This is a genomic window from Gracilibacillus boraciitolerans JCM 21714 (assembly GCF_000521485.1).
GTDB classification, from domain to species: Bacteria; Bacillota; Bacilli; order Bacillales; family Amphibacillaceae; genus Gracilibacillus; species Gracilibacillus boraciitolerans.
Window position 1 is genome coordinate 42,161 of sequence record NZ_BAVS01000007.1, and the last position, 16,433, is coordinate 58,593.

16 protein-coding genes and 2 pseudogenes are annotated in these 16,433 nt (G+C 35.3%); 12 read left to right on the top strand and 6 right to left on the bottom strand.

Annotated features, from left to right (window positions below; translation table 11 throughout):
* Window positions 1-14 precede the first annotated feature (14 nt).
* The 4 genes and pseudogenes from tpiA (at window position 15) to JCM21714_RS06715 (ending at window position 4,480) form a co-directional block, all read left to right on the top strand.
* Window positions 15-773 (top strand): triose-phosphate isomerase, encoded by a 759-nt coding sequence (gene tpiA / locus JCM21714_RS06700; protein ID WP_035722863.1) that lies wholly within the window; start codon window positions 15-17, stop codon window positions 771-773.
* A pseudogene (gene gpmI / locus JCM21714_RS06705) lies at window positions 770-2,315 on the top strand (2,3-bisphosphoglycerate-independent phosphoglycerate mutase). The gene tpiA and the pseudogene gpmI overlap by 4 nt, the downstream one beginning before the upstream one ends.
* Window positions 2,316-2,340: 25 nt before the next feature.
* On the top strand, window positions 2,341-3,633 hold the full coding sequence (eno, locus tag JCM21714_RS06710) for a phosphopyruvate hydratase (protein ID WP_035722864.1): 1,293 nt from the start codon (window positions 2,341-2,343) through the stop codon (window positions 3,631-3,633).
* Between the two features lie 286 nt (window positions 3,634-3,919).
* Window positions 3,920-4,480, top strand: a complete 561-nt coding sequence (locus JCM21714_RS06715; protein ID WP_052000443.1) for an HAD-IA family hydrolase — start codon at window positions 3,920-3,922, stop codon at window positions 4,478-4,480.
* A 139-nt stretch (window positions 4,481-4,619) separates the two neighbouring features.
* On the opposite strand, the gene ptsP is transcribed toward JCM21714_RS06715, so the two are convergent.
* The 4 genes from ptsP to JCM21714_RS22870 all read right to left on the bottom strand — a co-directional run bounded on the left by ptsP (window position 4,620) and on the right by JCM21714_RS22870 (window position 7,668).
* Window positions 4,620-6,338, bottom strand: a complete 1,719-nt coding sequence (gene ptsP / locus JCM21714_RS06720) for a phosphoenolpyruvate--protein phosphotransferase (protein WP_035722865.1) — start codon at window positions 6,336-6,338, stop codon at window positions 4,620-4,622.
* A gap of 7 nt (window positions 6,339-6,345) precedes the next feature.
* Window positions 6,346-6,615, bottom strand: a complete 270-nt coding sequence (locus tag JCM21714_RS06725; protein WP_035722866.1) for a phosphocarrier protein HPr — start codon at window positions 6,613-6,615, stop codon at window positions 6,346-6,348.
* 103 nt (window positions 6,616-6,718) lie between these two features.
* On the bottom strand, window positions 6,719-7,150 hold the full coding sequence (locus JCM21714_RS22865; RefSeq protein WP_052000444.1) for a serine aminopeptidase domain-containing protein: 432 nt from the start codon (window positions 7,148-7,150) through the stop codon (window positions 6,719-6,721).
* Window positions 7,151-7,155: 5 nt separating this feature from the next.
* A complete protein-coding gene (locus JCM21714_RS22870) occupies window positions 7,156-7,668 on the bottom strand; it encodes an alpha/beta hydrolase (protein ID WP_052000445.1) in 513 nt (170 codons plus the stop codon).
* A gap of 150 nt (window positions 7,669-7,818) precedes the next feature.
* Between JCM21714_RS22870 and secG the strand changes: the two genes are divergently transcribed.
* Window positions 7,819-8,049, top strand: a complete 231-nt coding sequence (gene secG, locus JCM21714_RS06735) for a preprotein translocase subunit SecG (protein ID WP_035722867.1) — start codon at window positions 7,819-7,821, stop codon at window positions 8,047-8,049.
* A gap of 237 nt (window positions 8,050-8,286) precedes the next feature.
* On the opposite strand, the gene gnd is transcribed toward secG, so the two are convergent.
* Both gnd and JCM21714_RS06745 read right to left on the bottom strand, forming a co-directional pair.
* Window positions 8,287-9,183 carry a phosphogluconate dehydrogenase (NAD(+)-dependent, decarboxylating) gene (gene gnd, locus JCM21714_RS06740; protein WP_035722869.1) on the bottom strand — a complete coding sequence of 299 codons (897 nt, stop codon included), beginning with the start codon at window positions 9,181-9,183 and terminating at the stop codon, window positions 8,287-8,289.
* A gap of 112 nt (window positions 9,184-9,295) precedes the next feature.
* Window positions 9,296-10,645 (bottom strand): GntP family permease, encoded by a 1,350-nt coding sequence (locus JCM21714_RS06745; protein WP_035722870.1) that lies wholly within the window; start codon window positions 10,643-10,645, stop codon window positions 9,296-9,298.
* A gap of 172 nt (window positions 10,646-10,817) precedes the next feature.
* On the opposite strand from JCM21714_RS06745, the gene JCM21714_RS06750 reads away from it, so the two are divergent.
* The 7 genes and pseudogenes from JCM21714_RS06750 to JCM21714_RS06770 all read left to right on the top strand — a co-directional run bounded on the left by JCM21714_RS06750 (window position 10,818) and on the right by JCM21714_RS06770 (window position 16,430).
* The gene (locus JCM21714_RS06750) at window positions 10,818-11,681 is read left to right on the top strand and encodes a MurR/RpiR family transcriptional regulator (RefSeq protein WP_084040612.1); all 864 of its coding nucleotides are present in this window, start codon (window positions 10,818-10,820) and stop codon (window positions 11,679-11,681) included.
* Between the two features lie 439 nt (window positions 11,682-12,120).
* The gene (locus JCM21714_RS06755) at window positions 12,121-12,612 is read left to right on the top strand and encodes a tripartite tricarboxylate transporter TctB family protein (RefSeq protein ID WP_035722873.1); all 492 of its coding nucleotides are present in this window, start codon (window positions 12,121-12,123) and stop codon (window positions 12,610-12,612) included.
* Between the two features lie 238 nt (window positions 12,613-12,850).
* The gene (locus tag JCM21714_RS23845; protein ID WP_052000446.1) at window positions 12,851-13,204 is read left to right on the top strand and encodes a tripartite tricarboxylate transporter substrate-binding protein; all 354 of its coding nucleotides are present in this window, start codon (window positions 12,851-12,853) and stop codon (window positions 13,202-13,204) included.
* Between the two features lie 41 nt (window positions 13,205-13,245).
* Window positions 13,246-13,887: pseudogene (locus JCM21714_RS23850) on the top strand (tripartite tricarboxylate transporter substrate-binding protein); the annotation flags it as partial.
* Between the two features lie 51 nt (window positions 13,888-13,938).
* On the top strand, window positions 13,939-14,397 hold the full coding sequence (locus tag JCM21714_RS22885; RefSeq protein WP_268748306.1) for a tripartite tricarboxylate transporter permease: 459 nt from the start codon (window positions 13,939-13,941) through the stop codon (window positions 14,395-14,397).
* The gene (locus tag JCM21714_RS06765) at window positions 14,324-15,457 is read left to right on the top strand and encodes a tripartite tricarboxylate transporter permease (protein WP_268748307.1); all 1,134 of its coding nucleotides are present in this window, start codon (window positions 14,324-14,326) and stop codon (window positions 15,455-15,457) included. The genes JCM21714_RS22885 and JCM21714_RS06765 overlap by 74 nt, the downstream gene beginning before the upstream one ends.
* 229 nt (window positions 15,458-15,686) lie before the next feature.
* Complete coding sequence (locus JCM21714_RS06770; RefSeq protein ID WP_035722931.1) at window positions 15,687-16,430, top strand: alpha/beta hydrolase; 744 nt, start codon at window positions 15,687-15,689, stop codon at window positions 16,428-16,430.
* Window positions 16,431-16,433 lie beyond the last annotated feature (3 nt).

Genomic DNA, 16,433 nt, shown 5'->3' on the forward strand with positions numbered 1-16,433 from the left:
GAGAGGTGAAGAAGATGCGTAAAAAAGTAATTGCAGGTAACTGGAAAATGAATAAATTGCTAGGTGAAGCAGTGGAATTTGTTGAAGCTACTAAAAATATAGTAGCGAGCACAGAAAAGGTAGAATCTGTTGTTTGTGCACCTTTTCCATATTTACCAACATTAGTAGAAAAAACAAAAGGCACAGATTTGAAAATAGCAGCACAAACGATGCATTTTGAAGAGAATGGTGCGTTTACAGGTGAAGTAAGTCCAAGCATGCTTGCAGATATCGGTGTAACATATGTTGTTTTAGGACATTCAGAACGTCGTGAACTGTTTGCTGAAACAGATGAAACAGTTAACAAAAAAGCGCATGCTGCTTTTGCACACAAACTAATTCCTATTGTATGTGTTGGTGAAACGTTAGAACAACGTGAAGCGAATGAAACGATGAACATAGTCGAAAATCAAGTGAAAGCTGCTATTGCCGGCTTAAGTGAAGAACAGGTAAAAGCAACAATTATTGCATATGAACCTATCTGGGCAATCGGAACTGGTAAAACAGCTACTTCTGAACAAGCGAATGAAGTATGTACACATATCCGTAAAGTGGTAGCAGACACAGTTTCAGCTGCTGCGGGAGATGCAGTTCGTATTCAGTATGGTGGTAGTGTGAAACCAGCAAATGTTGAAGAATTACTCGGACAATCAGATATCGATGGAGCATTGGTTGGCGGTGCCAGTCTAGAAGCAGATTCCTTCTTACAGCTAGTGGAGGCTGGTGCAAAATGAGTCAAAATAAATTAGCAGCACTTATTATCTTGGATGGTTATGCGATTCGAGATGAAGTGAAAGGCAATGCAGTTAAACAGGCAAATATCCCCCCCAAACTTTGACCGTTATTGGGCAAAATTTCCAACAAGTCAATTAACCGCTTCAGGTGAAGCAGTTGGATTACCTGAAGGACAGATGGGAAATTCAGAGGTTGGTCACTTAAATATTGGTGCGGGCCGAGTTGTTTACCAAAGTTTAACTCGTGTTAATTTGTCGATCAAAGAGGGAGACTTCTTTGAAAATAAAGTATTATTAAAAGCAGTAAATTATGCTAGAGATAATAATAAGGCACTGCATGTTTTTGGATTATTGTCTGACGGTGGTGTTCACAGTCATATTCAGCATTTATATGCTGTGCTTAGACTTGCAGCGAATAAAGGTGTGGAAAACGTATATGTACATGCCTTTTTAGACGGCCGTGATGTAAACCAAAAATCTGCTAAGAAGTACATTAAAGAAGCACAAGATAAAATGAACGAAATTGGTGTAGGCGAGTTCGCTACTATCTCAGGTCGTTATTACTCAATGGATCGCGATAAACGTTGGGATCGCGTTAAAAAGTCATATGATGCAATGGTATATGGGGGGGAAGGACCAACATATCAGGATCCACTTGAAGTTGTCGAAGACTCCTATAAAAATGAAATATACGATGAATTCGTTATTCCATCGGTAATTACTAAAGAAGACGGAACACCAAAAGCAACCATTCAGGATGAGGATGCGGTTATTTTTTACAACTTCCGTCCTGACCGTGCGATTCAAATTTCCCGTACTTTTGCAAATGAAGATTTTCGTGATTTTGAACGAGGTGATAAAGCGCCAAAAAATATTCATTTTGTCTGTCTTACTAATTTTAGTGAAACGGTCGATGGATATGTGGCGTATGAACCAGTCAATTTGGATAATACCGTTGGTGAGGTTCTGGCACAAAATAATCTTAATCAATTACGTATTGCTGAAACCGAAAAATATCCACACGTCACCTTCTTTATGAGTGGTGGTCGTGAAAAGGAATTTCCGGGTGAAAAACGAATTCTTATCGACTCACCAAAAGTTGCAACTTATGATTTACAGCCTGAAATGAGTGCCTATCAAGTAACAGATGCCCTTTTAGAGGAATTGGATAAAGATACACAAAATGCAATTATCCTCAATTTTGCAAATCCAGATATGGTAGGTCATTCTGGTATGCTTGAACCTACTATTAAAGCGATTGAAACAGTGGATGAGTGCTTGGGTAAAATTGTCGATAAGATTATCGAAAAAGGTGGTCATGCAATTATTACAGCTGATCACGGTAATTCTGATGAAGTGGTGACATTAGATGGAACTCCAATGACCGCTCACACGACCAATCCTGTGCCAGTCATTGTGACAAAAGATGGTGTACAGTTACGTGACGGTGGAATTTTAGCCGATTTAGCACCAACGTTATTAGATTTATTACAAGTTAATCAACCAAAAGAGATGACAGGCGAAAGCCTTATTAAAAAATAAGAAGAAAAAAAGGAGAGTTATAATTATGCCATTCATTACAGATGTTTACGCACGCGAAGTATTAGATTCTCGTGGTAACCCAACCGTTGAAGTAGAAATTTATACAGAATCAGGGGCATTTGGCTCAGCAATCGTTCCAAGTGGTGCGTCTACTGGTGAACATGAAGCAGTAGAATTACGCGATGGTGATAAAGACCGTTTTCTAGGTAAAGGTGTTCTAAAAGCAGTAGAAAACGTAAATGAAATTATCGCACCAGAATTATTAGGAATCGATGTAACTCGACAAGTTGTCATTGATCAGCTTCTATTAGAGCTTGATGGTACAGAAAACAAAGGAAAACTTGGAGCTAATGCAATTTTAGGTGTATCCATGGCAGTTGCACATGCAGCAGCAGATTATCTAGGAGTTCCGTTATATACTTACTTAGGTGGTTTTAATGCCACTACTCTTCCTACACCAATGATGAACATTTTAAACGGTGGAGAGCACGCAGATAACAATGTAGATATTCAAGAATTTATGATTATGCCAGTCGGTGCTCCTAGTTTCCGTGAAGCACTTAGAATGGGTGCAGAAATCTTCCACAACTTGAAAAAAGTTCTTACTGGAAAAGGTTATAATACTGGTGTTGGGGGGGATGAAGGTGGATTTGCACCAAACCTAAAATCAAATGAAGAAGCCCTTTCCACTATTATTGAAGCAATTGAGGCTGCTGGTTATAAACCAGGAGAAGAAGTGAAGCTTGCAATGGATGTTGCCTCTTCTGAATTCTATGAAGATGGTAAGTATAATCTTAAAGGTGAAGGTGTTGTTCGTACTTCTGAAGAAATGGTTAATTGGTACGAAGAAATGATTAACAAATACCCTATCATTTCAATTGAAGATGGTTTGGATGAAAATGACTGGGAAGGTCATAAACTTCTCACTGATCGCCTGGGTGATAAGGTTCAATTAGTTGGGGGGGACGATTTATTCGTTACCAATACGAAACGTTTGGCACAAGGTATCGAGCAGGGTGTAGGTAACTCAATCCTGGTAAAAGTGAATCAAATTGGTACACTAACAGAAACATTTGAAGCAATAGAGATGGCAAAAACAGCTGGTTATACAGCAATTATTTCTCACCGTTCTGGTGAAACAGAAGATACAACCATTGCGGATATCGCTGTTGCAACAAATGCGGGTCAAATCAAAACTGGTGCACCGTCTCGTACAGACCGTGTCGCAAAATACAACCAATTACTTCGCATTGAAGATGAACTAGTTGGTACAGCAAAATACGCTGGAAAAACAGCATTCTATAACCTAAACAACTAAATTGGTTATTTTAAAAAGAATGAGATAAAAGTTATTCGATATAAGTAAAATCCGAACGATAATGCGAATTCTGCAATGTGAATTTGTTATCGTTCGGATTTTTTATTGCTTATCAGGAAGATAATGCGATATATCTTTGATTTACTGAATAGTAGTTATTTTGAAATTAATAGCGGATGTTAAGCAGTTCTCCATTTCATAATTAATACTCTTCAATTTGAAGTTATGACGCTTTTTATTGTTTTGTGATAGTATATAGTAAAAATATAAGTTGGAAGTGATTGAATTGGTTGATACGATTATTTTTGATTTTGATGGAACGATTGTGGACTCTAAAAAAGCACTAGTAGCCGGTTGGAATAAACTTGCTCAAAAAACGAATTACAGAGAATTAAAATTATCTGATATAGAAAAATTTCGAAAACTATCGATAAAGGAAAAAGGTCAATTTTTAAGATGTCCTCTTTATAAAATTCCATTCTTAATGCCTAAATTTTATCGATTATATCAAGAATTCATACATGAAGTAGAAATTATTGATGGTATTAAAGAGTTAATGGAGAATTTAAAAACAAAAGGCTATTATATTGGGATACTATCGACTAATTCACCAGAAAATATCTCAACAGTATTAGAACGATATCAAATTACCAGTGTAAGCAAAATTTTTAGTTCCACAAGCGTTTTTGGTAAAGATAAATTGTTGAAACGACTAATAATGGAAGAGCGTATTCCAATTTCAAAAGTAATCTATATAGGTGATGAAGAACGCGATATCATTGCTTGTAATAAAGTAAATGTACCTATGATTTGGGTAAGTTGGGGGGATACGACTCTAAAGAAGTAATTGCAAAACATAACCCTAAGTATATGGTAAATTCTCCAAGAGAAATTCATGAAATTTTAGCATGACGAAACCAGTCTTAGAAATTTAGATAATAAAACATCCTCTCTGAATTGATCAGAAGGATGTTTGCTTATTTATTTTATTGGTTCGTCTTTTCACGGATAAATGCTTCGACTTCATCAGCAGTTCCCATGCTTAAAAACTGATCTTTAAAAGATGCTAATTCTTCTTTAGATAGTTCCTTTAATTGAGTCCGAGCTGGAAGGATCGATGTTGCACTCATACTAAACTCATCAAGACCTAAACCTAATAGAATTGGAATTGCAATCGCATCGCCAGCCATTTCACCACACATACCTGCCCATTTACCTTCAGCATGTGCAGCCTCAATTACGTTGTTAACAAGATTAAGGATTGCCGGATGGTATGGTTGATACAGGTAGCTAACACGCTCATTCATACGGTCAGCAGCTAATGTATATTGAATTAAATCGTTGGTTCCGATACTGAAGAAATCAACTTCCTTTGCGAATTGGCGAGCAATAACTGCAGTAGAAGGGATCTCAACCATAATACCAATTTCTATTGATTCAGATATTTCTGTACCTTCCTGAATTAACTTGTCCTTTTCTTCAAGAAGAATGGCTTTAGCCTGACGAAATTCATCCAAGGTAGCAATCATTGGGAACATGATTTTTAAATTTCCATAAGTACTTGCACGAAGCAATGCGCGCAATTGTGTACGAAAAATATCATCACGTTCTAAACAGAGACGAATGGCACGGTAGCCAAGAAATGGATTCATTTCATCAGGTAATTCAAGGTATGGAAGTTCTTTATCGCCACCAATATCAAGTGTACGAACTACAACGGGTTTATCACGACCCATTTGTTCTAGTACCGATCTATAGGCATCAAACTGTTCTTCCTCAGTAGGAAGCTCATTTTTACCCATATATAAAAACTCGGTACGATATAACCCGACACCTTCACCACCATTGTTTAAAACACCTTCTACATCATTTGGTGTTCCAATGTTAGCTACAAGCTCTACATGTTGACCATCTTTTGAAACAGAGGGTTCATCTTTTAACTTGGCCCATTCTTTCTTTTGTAATTCGAAATCTTCTTGTTTTTTCTGATATGTTTGAATCTCTTCGGCGGATGGATTTATAATTACTTTCCCTTCAATGCCATCAACAATTATGGTATCACCTTCATTGATTTGCTTTGTCACATCTTTTGTGCCTACAACTGCAGGTATTTCTAAAGAACGTGCCATGATCGCAGAGTGGGATGTACGACCACCCGTATTAGTAGTGAAACCTTGTACAAATTTTTTGTTCAATTGTGCGGTATCAGAAGGAGTTAAATCATCCGCGATAACAATAACCTGTTCATCTATTAATGCCGGATTTGGAAAAGAAACTCCGAGTAAATGAGCCATTACACGTTTTGTAACATCTTTAATATCTGCAGCTCGTTCTCTCATATATTCATTTTCCATATTTTCAAACATTTCGATAAACATTTGAGCTGTTTCGTTTAATGCAAATTCTGCATTTATGTTATCTGTTTCAATTTTATCCTTGATTGGATTGATTAATTCAGGATCACTAAGAACTAATAAATGAGCCGAAAAAATCTCTGCATGCTCATCACCTAACGAGGTGCGAGCATGCTCCTTAATTTTTTCCAACTCTGATTTTGACACGTCTAACGCTTTTAATAAACGATCTATTTCCTGGTCTATGTTTGCTATTTCCTTCTTGTTAATAGAAAGATCTGGAATAGCTAATTTATATGCTTTTGCAATCGCTATTCCACTAGATGCTGCTATTCCTGTTAATTGACTCATGTAATTATTACTCTCCTAGACCTTCTGATTTAATGACTTCTACAATTGCGTCTAATGCTTCTTGTTCATCTGATCCATTAGCAACGATTTTAATTTGAGCACCTTGAGGAATTCCTAGTGACATAACACCCATAATAGATTTAAGGTTAATGGATTTACCGTTATATTCTAAGTTCATATCAGCTGCATAGCTTCCTGCTTTATTTACTAATACTGTTGCTGGACGTGCATGGACTCCTGTTTCGTCCGTAATTGTTACTGTCTTTTCAACCGCCATAATAAAAAACCTCCTAATATAATATATGTTAAGATAATACTACATCTTATTTTACTCTTTTTACAGGTCAATTTTCAAGGGAAATCATCTTATAACAAGGTTATTATATGGATTGCTTTTTATTGTTACAAGTAATTTGCCCATCGAGCCAATTCGTGATGTCCTGAAAAACTTCTTTTTTATTTACTTCATTTAAGATTTCGTGTCTGTTTTTATCATATATATGATAGTTTACTGAATACAATTCAAGCGATTGATAAAAATTAATTGCCTTCTGAACTCCCTGTCCATATTGACCAACTGGATCATCTTTACCACTTAACAGTAATAATGGAAGTAGCTTAGGTATTTTTTTCGAATCTGCAGCAGATTGAATTGTTTCCATACCATCATATAAATCGTAAAAAAATTGATTGCTTGGAATAAAACCACATAATGGATCCTGTTTATACTTCGTTATGACATATTGATCAGTACAGAGCCAATCAAAAGAACTATGCTGGTTTGTTCGTTTATTATAGTTTAAAAAAGTCAAATTATTTAAAAATGGGGGGAAGCCGTTCGTTTCCCTTTTATTTTAACCATGTATTTTGCTATTTTTTTTGCTGCTTTAAGTAGCAGTGGTGATTGGAAACCTGTACCTATTAATATAACACCATTCAGATTATCTCCATTTAGCATCATGTATCGACGACATATAAATGATCCCATACTATGACCAATCAGAAAAATAGGAATGTTCGGATGTTTTTCCTTTATGAAAGTCGTAAGTTCCATTAAATCTTGCACTACAAGGTCGAAGCCATCCTTTTCAGCAAAAAAACCTAATGACTCTGCAAGTTGGCCAGTCTTGCCATGTCCTCTATGATCATGACCATAAACAATAAAATGATGATCTGCAAAATAACTGGCAACCTCGTTATATCTCTCAATATGCTCAGCCATACCGTGGGCGATTAGAATAATAGCTTTCGGTTTATCTGTCTTCTTCCAGCATTTTACGAAAAGCTCCTGCTTGTCTTTAGTATGAAACCAAAATGATTCTTCATCCATATTTTTCTCCCCAATCCTTACAAGATAGAAGTCTTCATTATATTATAGCATGATTGAATCTGGTATAATCAGAAAAAATTCTTGCTATTTATTATACTTTTTGCTACATTGTAGATATGTATTTGTACGTTTAAGGGGGGGGTTTGCAACATGTTGACCGTTGCAATGACTTTATTAATTATTGATGCCATCGTATTAATTGTATTTGTATTATTACAATCTGGAAAAAGTGCAGGTCTATCTGGAGCGATTTCAGGTGGTGCAGAACAATTATTTGGTAAACAAAAAGCTAAGGGTATTGATGCTGTATTGCATCGTGGAACGGTTGTAACAGGTTCGTTACTATTTATTCTTACTTTTGTTATTGCTTATTTAATATAATGTTAATGACAAAGCAAAAAGGAACATTCTTCTATTAATAGAGAATGTTCCTTTTTTATGTTTTAAGATAAATTTTTGTTCTAAGTAAGGAAAGCATATAAACTGCGGTATCAATGCATTTTAAATGTAGCCATTTTGAAATATAGTGGTTACATCTATTATCCATTTCAAAATTACTACTAAAAGGATCTGGTGGGCTTTCCCGGTTTTTCTTAAGGGGGGGAAAGGGTGCATAAATTAATTTTTTTCAACAGCATGGCCACCAAATTCATTTCGGAGTGCTGCGACAACTTTTCCAGTGAATGTGTCTTGTTCTTGGGAACGGTATCGCATTAATAATGCTAACGTGATTACTGGTGCGGCCATTTCGTAATCAAGTGCTGTCTCGACTGTCCATTTACCTTCACCAGAAGAATGCATAATTCCTTTTATTTGATCCAAACTTGGGTCTTTTTGGAACGCGCTTTCAGTTAATTCCATTAACCAGGAACGAATAACAGATCCATGATTCCATACATTGGCAACTTTTTCGTATTCATAATCGAAAGGACTTTTGTCCAATATGTCAAAACCTTCCGCAATTGCTTGCATCATTCCGTATTCAATACCATTATGTACCATTTTCAGAAAGTGACCGCTTCCAACAGGGCCAGTATGAAGATAGCCATTTTCAACAGTAAGGTCGTGAAATAATGGTCTGAGTTCTTCAAACTGCTCTTGGTCACCACCGATCATAGTACATGCGCCGTTTCGAGCTCCTTCTATGCCACCGCTTGTTCCACAATCAAAGAAGTAAATGCCTTTTTCTTTACTGCGTTCCCCTCGAGATATGGATTCCTTATAGTAGGCATTACCGCCATCAATGATGCGATCACCAGGCTCAACATGATCTAACAAGGCAGTGAAAACGTTCTCCGTAGCATCTCCTACAGATACCATTATCCAGATGGTACGTGGTTTTGATAATTTACTTACTAATTCTGCGATCGAAGCAGCTGTATCTGCACCTTGTTTAGCAATAGCCATTAGTGCATCTTCATTTATATCGTGTGCCACAACTTGATGGTCCTTGTCCAAAAGATTTAATGAAAGCTGATGTCCCATTTTTCCTAATCCGATCATACCTAGTTGCATATAATATTCCTCCTAATAGAAATTTTTTTCATCACCATTTCATTATAAGAAAAAAATTTCTTTTTTCAACCAGTTATCGAAATGTTTTTCATTTACCTTTTTTTCTCGTTAATTAAATAAACAATAACTCCATGCATAATACCATTGTAAAACCGACCAGAGCAATAATGGTTTCCATTATGGTCCATGATAGAAATGTTTCTTTAATATCCATACCGAAATAGCGATTTATTAACCAAAATCCTGAATCATTAACATGCGAGAAAATAGTTGCACCTGATGCAATAGCTATCACTATTAGACCGAGTTCTGGCGGGCTATATTCCACTTTGTGTATTAAGGATGAGACAATACTAGCAGAAGTAATCATTGCAATTGTTGCTGATCCTTGTGAAATTCGAACGATAACGGCAATTATAAATCCTAACAAAAAAGGTGAAATAGAGAAGTTTCCTAAAAAATTTGCTAATATTGTTCCTGCTCCAGAATCAATTAATACTTCTTTAAAAACTCCTCCCGCTCCAGTTACTAAAATAATAATACCAGCGGGCTCAAGTGCCTTATTGGCAATAATTTGTACTTCCTTTTTTGAATATCCATGTCGATGTCCTAAAAAATAGAAAGCTAATAATGTTGCAAATAGAAGCGCAATAAAAGGATGTCCGATAAATTGAAAGAGATTATAATAAAAAGTATCTTTTGTTAATAAAAGGGAAGAAAGTGTATTTAATACGATTAAGAATATCGGACTTAATATGATTATTGCAATTACACTAATTGGTGGTAAATTTGTATCGTTGTGCTCTACTTCGTTAAAATCAATATACTCTGGAATATCTATATGTATTTTTTTACTAATAAACTTTCCGAAAAGCGGTCCAGCGATGAGCATAGAAGGGATACCAGCTAACAAACCAAATAGTATAACCCACCCAATTTCAGCGCCGAGCAGTTTCGCTACAGCAATGGGGGGGCCAGGTGTAGGTGGCATAAAGCTATGCGTGACAGCTAATCCGGCTAATAAAGGGATACCATAATACAATAAGGAGCGACCGGTTTTTTTTGCTAATCCGTATATCAAGGGAACAAGGATGATAAAACCTATGTCAAAGAAGACAGGAATAGCTACGAGAAATCCTGTTATTCCAAGAGCAATAGGTGCCTTATCTTCACCAAGTCGTAGAATTAAATGATGTGCCAGTTTTTGGGCACCACCTGATGCTTCTAACATTTGTCCAAACATAGCACCAAGTCCGACAATGACGGCAACATATCCTAATATACTTCCCATTCCAACTTGAACTGATAATATCACGTCATTGAGTGGCATACCTGAAATAACTCCAACAAAAATACTAACCAGTAATAAAGCAACGAAGGCGTGTAACTTTGTATGAATAACTAGAAATAATAAGATTAAAATAGCGATAACAGTAATGAAAATGATATATAAATCTGTCACTTTATTCCTCCTTATGATGCACTTAGTAATCGCTTTCGGTAATATCTCATAATAGTATAAAATAAAATTTTTTTTAATCACCTAAAAAAGAAAAAATTTCGAAAAAGTAAGTAAAAAGATTTTCTTTTTCTCCAAAAAGTTTTATAATAAAAGAAAATATTACTATCCAGAGGTGAAAGCTGTGACACAGCCTCAGAATTGTTTACGTCGAATTCAACAGGAATATGACAGTTTTAGCAAAACGGAAAAAAAGATAGCTGATTATGTGATTGCTGCTCCCGATAGCTTTGTTCATAAAACAATAGATGAAGTGGCAGGCGAGTTAAATATAGCTATTTCCAGTGTGTTTCGATTTACTAAAACAATGGGGGGGTATAAAGGCTATCAAGCGATGAAAATCGCCATTGTATCCGAGATATCAGATTCTGTTAAAGGTATTGTAGAGGATCAAATAGAAGAATTAGATGATGAAGAGAATATTACGGAAAAAATATTCAATCAAAATATTCGTATGTTTAAAGAATCGATAAAAGTAATGGACTTCGGATTAATAAAAAAGTCTGTACAATATATGTTAAATGCGGGTCAGGTCCATTTTTACGGATTTGGAAGCTCTAGTATTGTCGCACTTGATGCACAACATAAATTTATGGATTCAGGATTAAATACGGCTTCCTATTCAGATCTGCATATGCAATTAAAAGCAGCCACTATGCTTCGTAAGGATGACGTTGCAATATTAATCTCCCAGTCTAGTTCTGAGGAACAATTTAATAAAGTACTAGATGAAGTGAAAGCTACTGAAGCTAAAGTTATCGTGATCACTAATAAGTCGAATGCAAAATTGCAAAAAAAAGCAGATGTAGTCTTAAAAACAACAACAATGAATTACTCAGAAAATGATCCCAATGAGACTATTTCTAGAATTGTCCAATTAAGTTTAATAGATTCTATTTATGCTAATGTTATGAGTTCAAAAGATAATGTGGTAAAACAAACCTTTGGTAAGTTGAAAAATTACTTAGTGAAGGAATAGGAATCATCTTTATTTCGATGCTTTTCGACTGTGAAATCACTATTCATCATAGCCTCACTTTATATATAAAAAAGTCACTCTAATGAGTGGCTTTTTTATGCAAAAGCTTCAAAAATCACCCTCGATATTCCACGTTCATATTAAAGCATAATCTTCTTTATGTGCACTAATTGTGGGTTAGTGTATACATAACAAGGAGTTAATAACTTTCTGTAAATGCAAATAATTAAAAATAAAATTTTTTTTCTAAAATAAGGTTGAAAAATAAAAATTTTTTTATATACTTAGTAAGCAAATTAAAACAAGCACATTATTAAACTTTCATTACTCCTTTTCTTAAAAAAATAAATGAGAAGTGATAGGGAAATGAAAGCGTAATCTCTTGTTGAAACATTATTAAAGTTATTTATCGATTATTAAGGAGGTGAAAGGGGGGGATTTGTCCAATTATATATTTGGTGCTGTATTAATTCTGTTTTCTATATTTGCCTATAAAGAAACATTAAACATTGAAGAGCATGATGCTGCATTATTTCCTACAATTATCGTAGTAGCTATTGGGATTACCGGTATTCTATTGATAATTGATGAATTTATTAGAAAAAAGGTGGCACATAATAAAGGGGGGGAAGATTACCAAAATAATACTACACTTACTTTTAAAATGTTTGTCACTAAAATAGCTATTCCGGGATTATTGATGATTGGAGCCTATTTTCTGATAACTATAGTAGGATATTATATTACATCCTTCTTGTTAATTATCGTGATTTATACGTACCATACTTATTTATCAGATAAAAGTAAAATAACGCTAAAACATTTTGGAAAAAGTTTACTTTTTTCAGGAGTTGCAGTCGGTGTCATGTATGTATTATTCACGATTCTTATTGGACTGCCGACGCCGTCGGGATCACTTATTAATTTTTAATTAAATCTACAAACCTATAGCCCACGGGAAAATTTTACTCAAGCATTCAATAAAACAGAGTAGAAAAGGGCAGAACAATCAGGCTTATATTTTAATAGGTTTTGTGATCTACGGTGGGACTTTAAGATAGTACTCACTGTTGAGATATTTATATTATGGATAAGGGGGTGTGCATTTAGGAAGGGGATACATAAGTATGCCTACATAAAAATAATTTTAAAAAGGAGTGTCAATTTTTATGTTTAAAAAGTTTTCGTTATTTTTATTATTGATTATGATTGGTTTCGTACTCGTAGCATGTGGAAATGGTGAAGAAACAGCAGGCGATCAACAAGAGGAAACAACAACTGATGAAGAAAACACGGAAGAAGAAAGTACAAATGAAGAATCGGGATCAGATTATCCATCTAAACCAATTCAAATCATTGTTCCTTATAGCGCTGGTGGTGGTGGAGATACAGTAGCAAGAATTTTAGCAGAACCATTATCTGAAAAACTTGGTGTGCAAGTTAATGTAGTAAACAGAGATGGTGCTGGCGGTGAAATCGGTATTTCTGAAATGGCGAATGCGAGGCAGATGGTTATACATTAGGTGTCTTTGGTTATCCAGATAACGTTGTACTAGAAAATACAGTAAATACTGATTTTACGTTTGACAGTTTTAAATACTTAGCAGCTTTTGACGATGTGCCACACGCATTATTTGTGGGTCCAGATAGCGAATTTGAAAATTTAGAAGACTTTGTCAGCTATGCAAAAGATCATCCTGGTGAATTAACTGTAGGGGAGTCAGGTGCGTTAGGATTATTAATGGTTTTAGCATTTAATGATATAGCTGGAATTGAAACAACTCCTGTTGCTTATGAAGGTGGAGGAGATTTAATTAATGCTTTATTGGGTGGTCATGTGAATGGTGCTTCTTCTTCCATTACTGCAGAACAAGAATTAAATCCACAAGGTGGAAAGGCACTTGCATATGCAGCAGAAGAACGTATTGAAATGTTTTCTGACACTCCAACTTTTAGTGAACAAGGTTTTGATCTTCAATTAGGTGTATCACGAGTACTTGTTGCTCCAGAAGGTGTGCCTGATGAAGTAGTAAAGGTATTGACAGAAGCATTAAATGAACTAGGTCAAGGTGATGAAATTAAACAAAAATTTGATGAGGTAGGTACACCTTACCGTTATTTAAATCATGAAGATGTTACAGAATATCTTAAAAAATCAAACGAAACAATTTTACCAATCATTGAAAAAAATGCTGATGATTTCTAAAAATCATTATCAAAATTAAGTATGTGGCTGTTTCAAAAGGAGTTTTTACTTTTGCAGCAGCCTCTATTTTTGAAGGATGTGTATGAATTGGATTTACAAATACTTGCTGAAATTCTCTCTCCAAGTGTCTTTCTTGTAGCATTTGTCGGAGTTTTAATAGGGATCTTTGTGGGCGCAATACCAGGACTAAATGGAGCAGTTGGGATATCATTATTACTCCCACTTACTTTTACACTTGAGCCGCAATTAGGTATATTGCTTTTAGGTGGTATTTATATGGGTGGTATGTATGGTGGATCGATTACGGCGATATTATTAAATGTACCCGGGGATGTAGTTGCAGCACCTGCAGCGATGGAAGGGTATCCATTAACAAAGCAAGGGAGATCGAAAGAAGCGTTATATTATTCGATTTTTTCTAGTATGTTAGGTGGGTTTGTCGGGGGTCCTTGTACTGATATTCTTTACACCTCCACTTGCAGAATTTGCCTTAAAATTTGGACCTGCTGAAATGTTTTTTGTTTCAATGAGCGGCTTAATTATTATTGGTGCATTAACAGGAAATAATATCTATAAATCGCTTTTTGCAGCATTGTTTGGTTTATTCCTGGGAACAATTGGTCTTGACACGGCAACAGCCACAGAAAGATTTACCTTTGATAGTGTAAATCTTCGTGCCGGAATCGGTGTGGTGCCATTAGTGTTAGGTTTGTTCTGTTTTGCTGAGATGTTTCATAACATTGGAAAAAAACCTAATGAAGCAATTCAATATAAAGATCAAATGATTACCAGAATGACAGTCATGAAAGATATTATTAAACATAAATTTCTAGTTGTGAAAGCAGGATTTATCGGGACATGTATTGGATTGCTGCCAGGTGTCGGTACTACTTTAGCAGTTTTTCTTTCTTATGGGGGGGAAGCTAAACGTTCATCAAAGCATCCTGAAACCTTTGAAAAAGGTAATACAGAAGGAATTATTGCAGCGGAAACAGCAAACAATGCCACAGTAGGCAGTGCGCTTGTACCACTATTGGCTTTAGGTGTGCCTGGAAGTCCGACAACAGCTATTATAGCTGGTGCATTGATCATTCATGGTATTATTTTAGGGCCAGATCTTTTTGTGAACCGTCCTGATGTGGCATACAGCTTTTTATACGGCATGCTGTTCACCGTGGTAGCCATGACTATAATTGGTGCCTTCGGTATTAAATATTTCTCTTATATTTTAAAAATAAACATTAAATTTATCATTCCAGTCGTACTTGTATTTGCATTATTTGGTGCATATAGTATTAGAAATAGCTTGTTTGATGTCTTGATAGCTATTGTGATTGGGATTTTAGGTGCTACTTTTAAAAAGATTGATGTGCCATTAGCACCAGCAATTATTGGTGTAGTATTAGGACCATTAATAGAAACGAACTTAGTCCGTTCGATGACGATTGCAGATGCACAGCAAAAAGCATTATGGCAATATCTGCTTTCAACGCCTCTTTCTATTTTTCTACTGTGCATGCTTTTTATATTATTAATTGCTGTAGTAAAAATGCGTAAAAAGACTTCTTAATGCTGAACTAAGTATGGAAAGAATTTCTTATAAATTTAATATCACATAACGAATAAATTGGATCACTGTCATTCCCAAATTGTTTAGCAAGGATGCTAATTGGTTTAGGGATGACAGTTTTGTTGTTTCTATCTATTTGTCATACTTGCAGATAGAGGAAATTAAATCTAAAATGATAAATATAATCATTTATAACAGTCTCATTTTAATTGGAAAGGATATATTTGAAATGAAAATAAAACAACCAGAATCTTTTATGTTTAAAGGGGGGGATGATCGGGCGGTATTACTATTACATGGATTCACTGGTCATTCGGCTGACGTGCGAATGCTTGGAAGATACTTGAACGGTAAAGGTTATACATGTTATGCACCAATTTACCGTGGACATGGTAAATCACCAGAGGACTTAATTGGTGCGACTGCAGACCAATGGTGGGAAGATGTTCAGTATGCTTACAAATATTTACAAGAGAAAGGATATCAAAAAATAGCAGTAGCAGGTTTATCTTTAGGTGGTGTATTAGGACTTAAGTTAGCATGTAATAATCCAATTAAAGGCGTTGTAACAATGAGTAGTCCCATGTTTTTTGATAATGAAGAACAACTTACGGTGGGATTCCGTCAATTCGCTAAGGAATATAAGCAACTTGAAAAAAAAGAGGAAGACATAATTGAACAAGAAGTAACAGATTTGTTAAATGAATCAAAAGAGTTATTCCAACAAATTGAAAGATCGATAACAGATGTTAAAGAAAATGTAGACATGCTATATACACCAATATTAGTATTACAGGCTTCTAAGGATCAAATGATTAATCCGGAAAGTGCTAATTATATTTATGAACATGTTGCATCAAATAATAAACAGTTAATCTGGTATAAAAATGCTGGACATGCACTTACGTTTAGCAACGTTAAAGATCAGGTACAGGAAGATATTGAAGAATTTTTCGCATCACTTGATTGGTAATAG

Coding starts and splice junctions, on each gene's coding strand:
- tpiA (WP_035722863.1), top strand. CDS start 15: ATGCGTAAAAAAGTAATTGCAGGTAACTGGAAAATGAATAAATTGCTA.
- eno (WP_035722864.1), top strand. CDS start 2,341: ATGCCATTCATTACAGATGTTTACGCACGCGAAGTATTAGATTCTCGT.
- ptsP (WP_035722865.1), bottom strand. CDS start 6,338: ATGAGTCAATTAACAGGAATAGCAGCATCTAGTGGAATAGCGATTGCA.
- JCM21714_RS06725 (WP_035722866.1), bottom strand. CDS start 6,615: ATGGCGGTTGAAAAGACAGTAACAATTACGGACGAAACAGGAGTCCAT.
- JCM21714_RS22870 (WP_052000445.1), bottom strand. CDS start 7,668: ATGGATGAAGAATCATTTTGGTTTCATACTAAAGACAAGCAGGAGCTT.
- secG (WP_035722867.1), top strand. CDS start 7,819: ATGTTGACCGTTGCAATGACTTTATTAATTATTGATGCCATCGTATTA.
- gnd (WP_035722869.1), bottom strand. CDS start 9,183: ATGCAACTAGGTATGATCGGATTAGGAAAAATGGGACATCAGCTTTCA.
- JCM21714_RS23845 (WP_052000446.1), top strand. CDS start 12,851: ATGTTTAAAAAGTTTTCGTTATTTTTATTATTGATTATGATTGGTTTC.
- JCM21714_RS06770 (WP_035722931.1), top strand. CDS start 15,687: ATGAAAATAAAACAACCAGAATCTTTTATGTTTAAAGGGGGGGATGAT.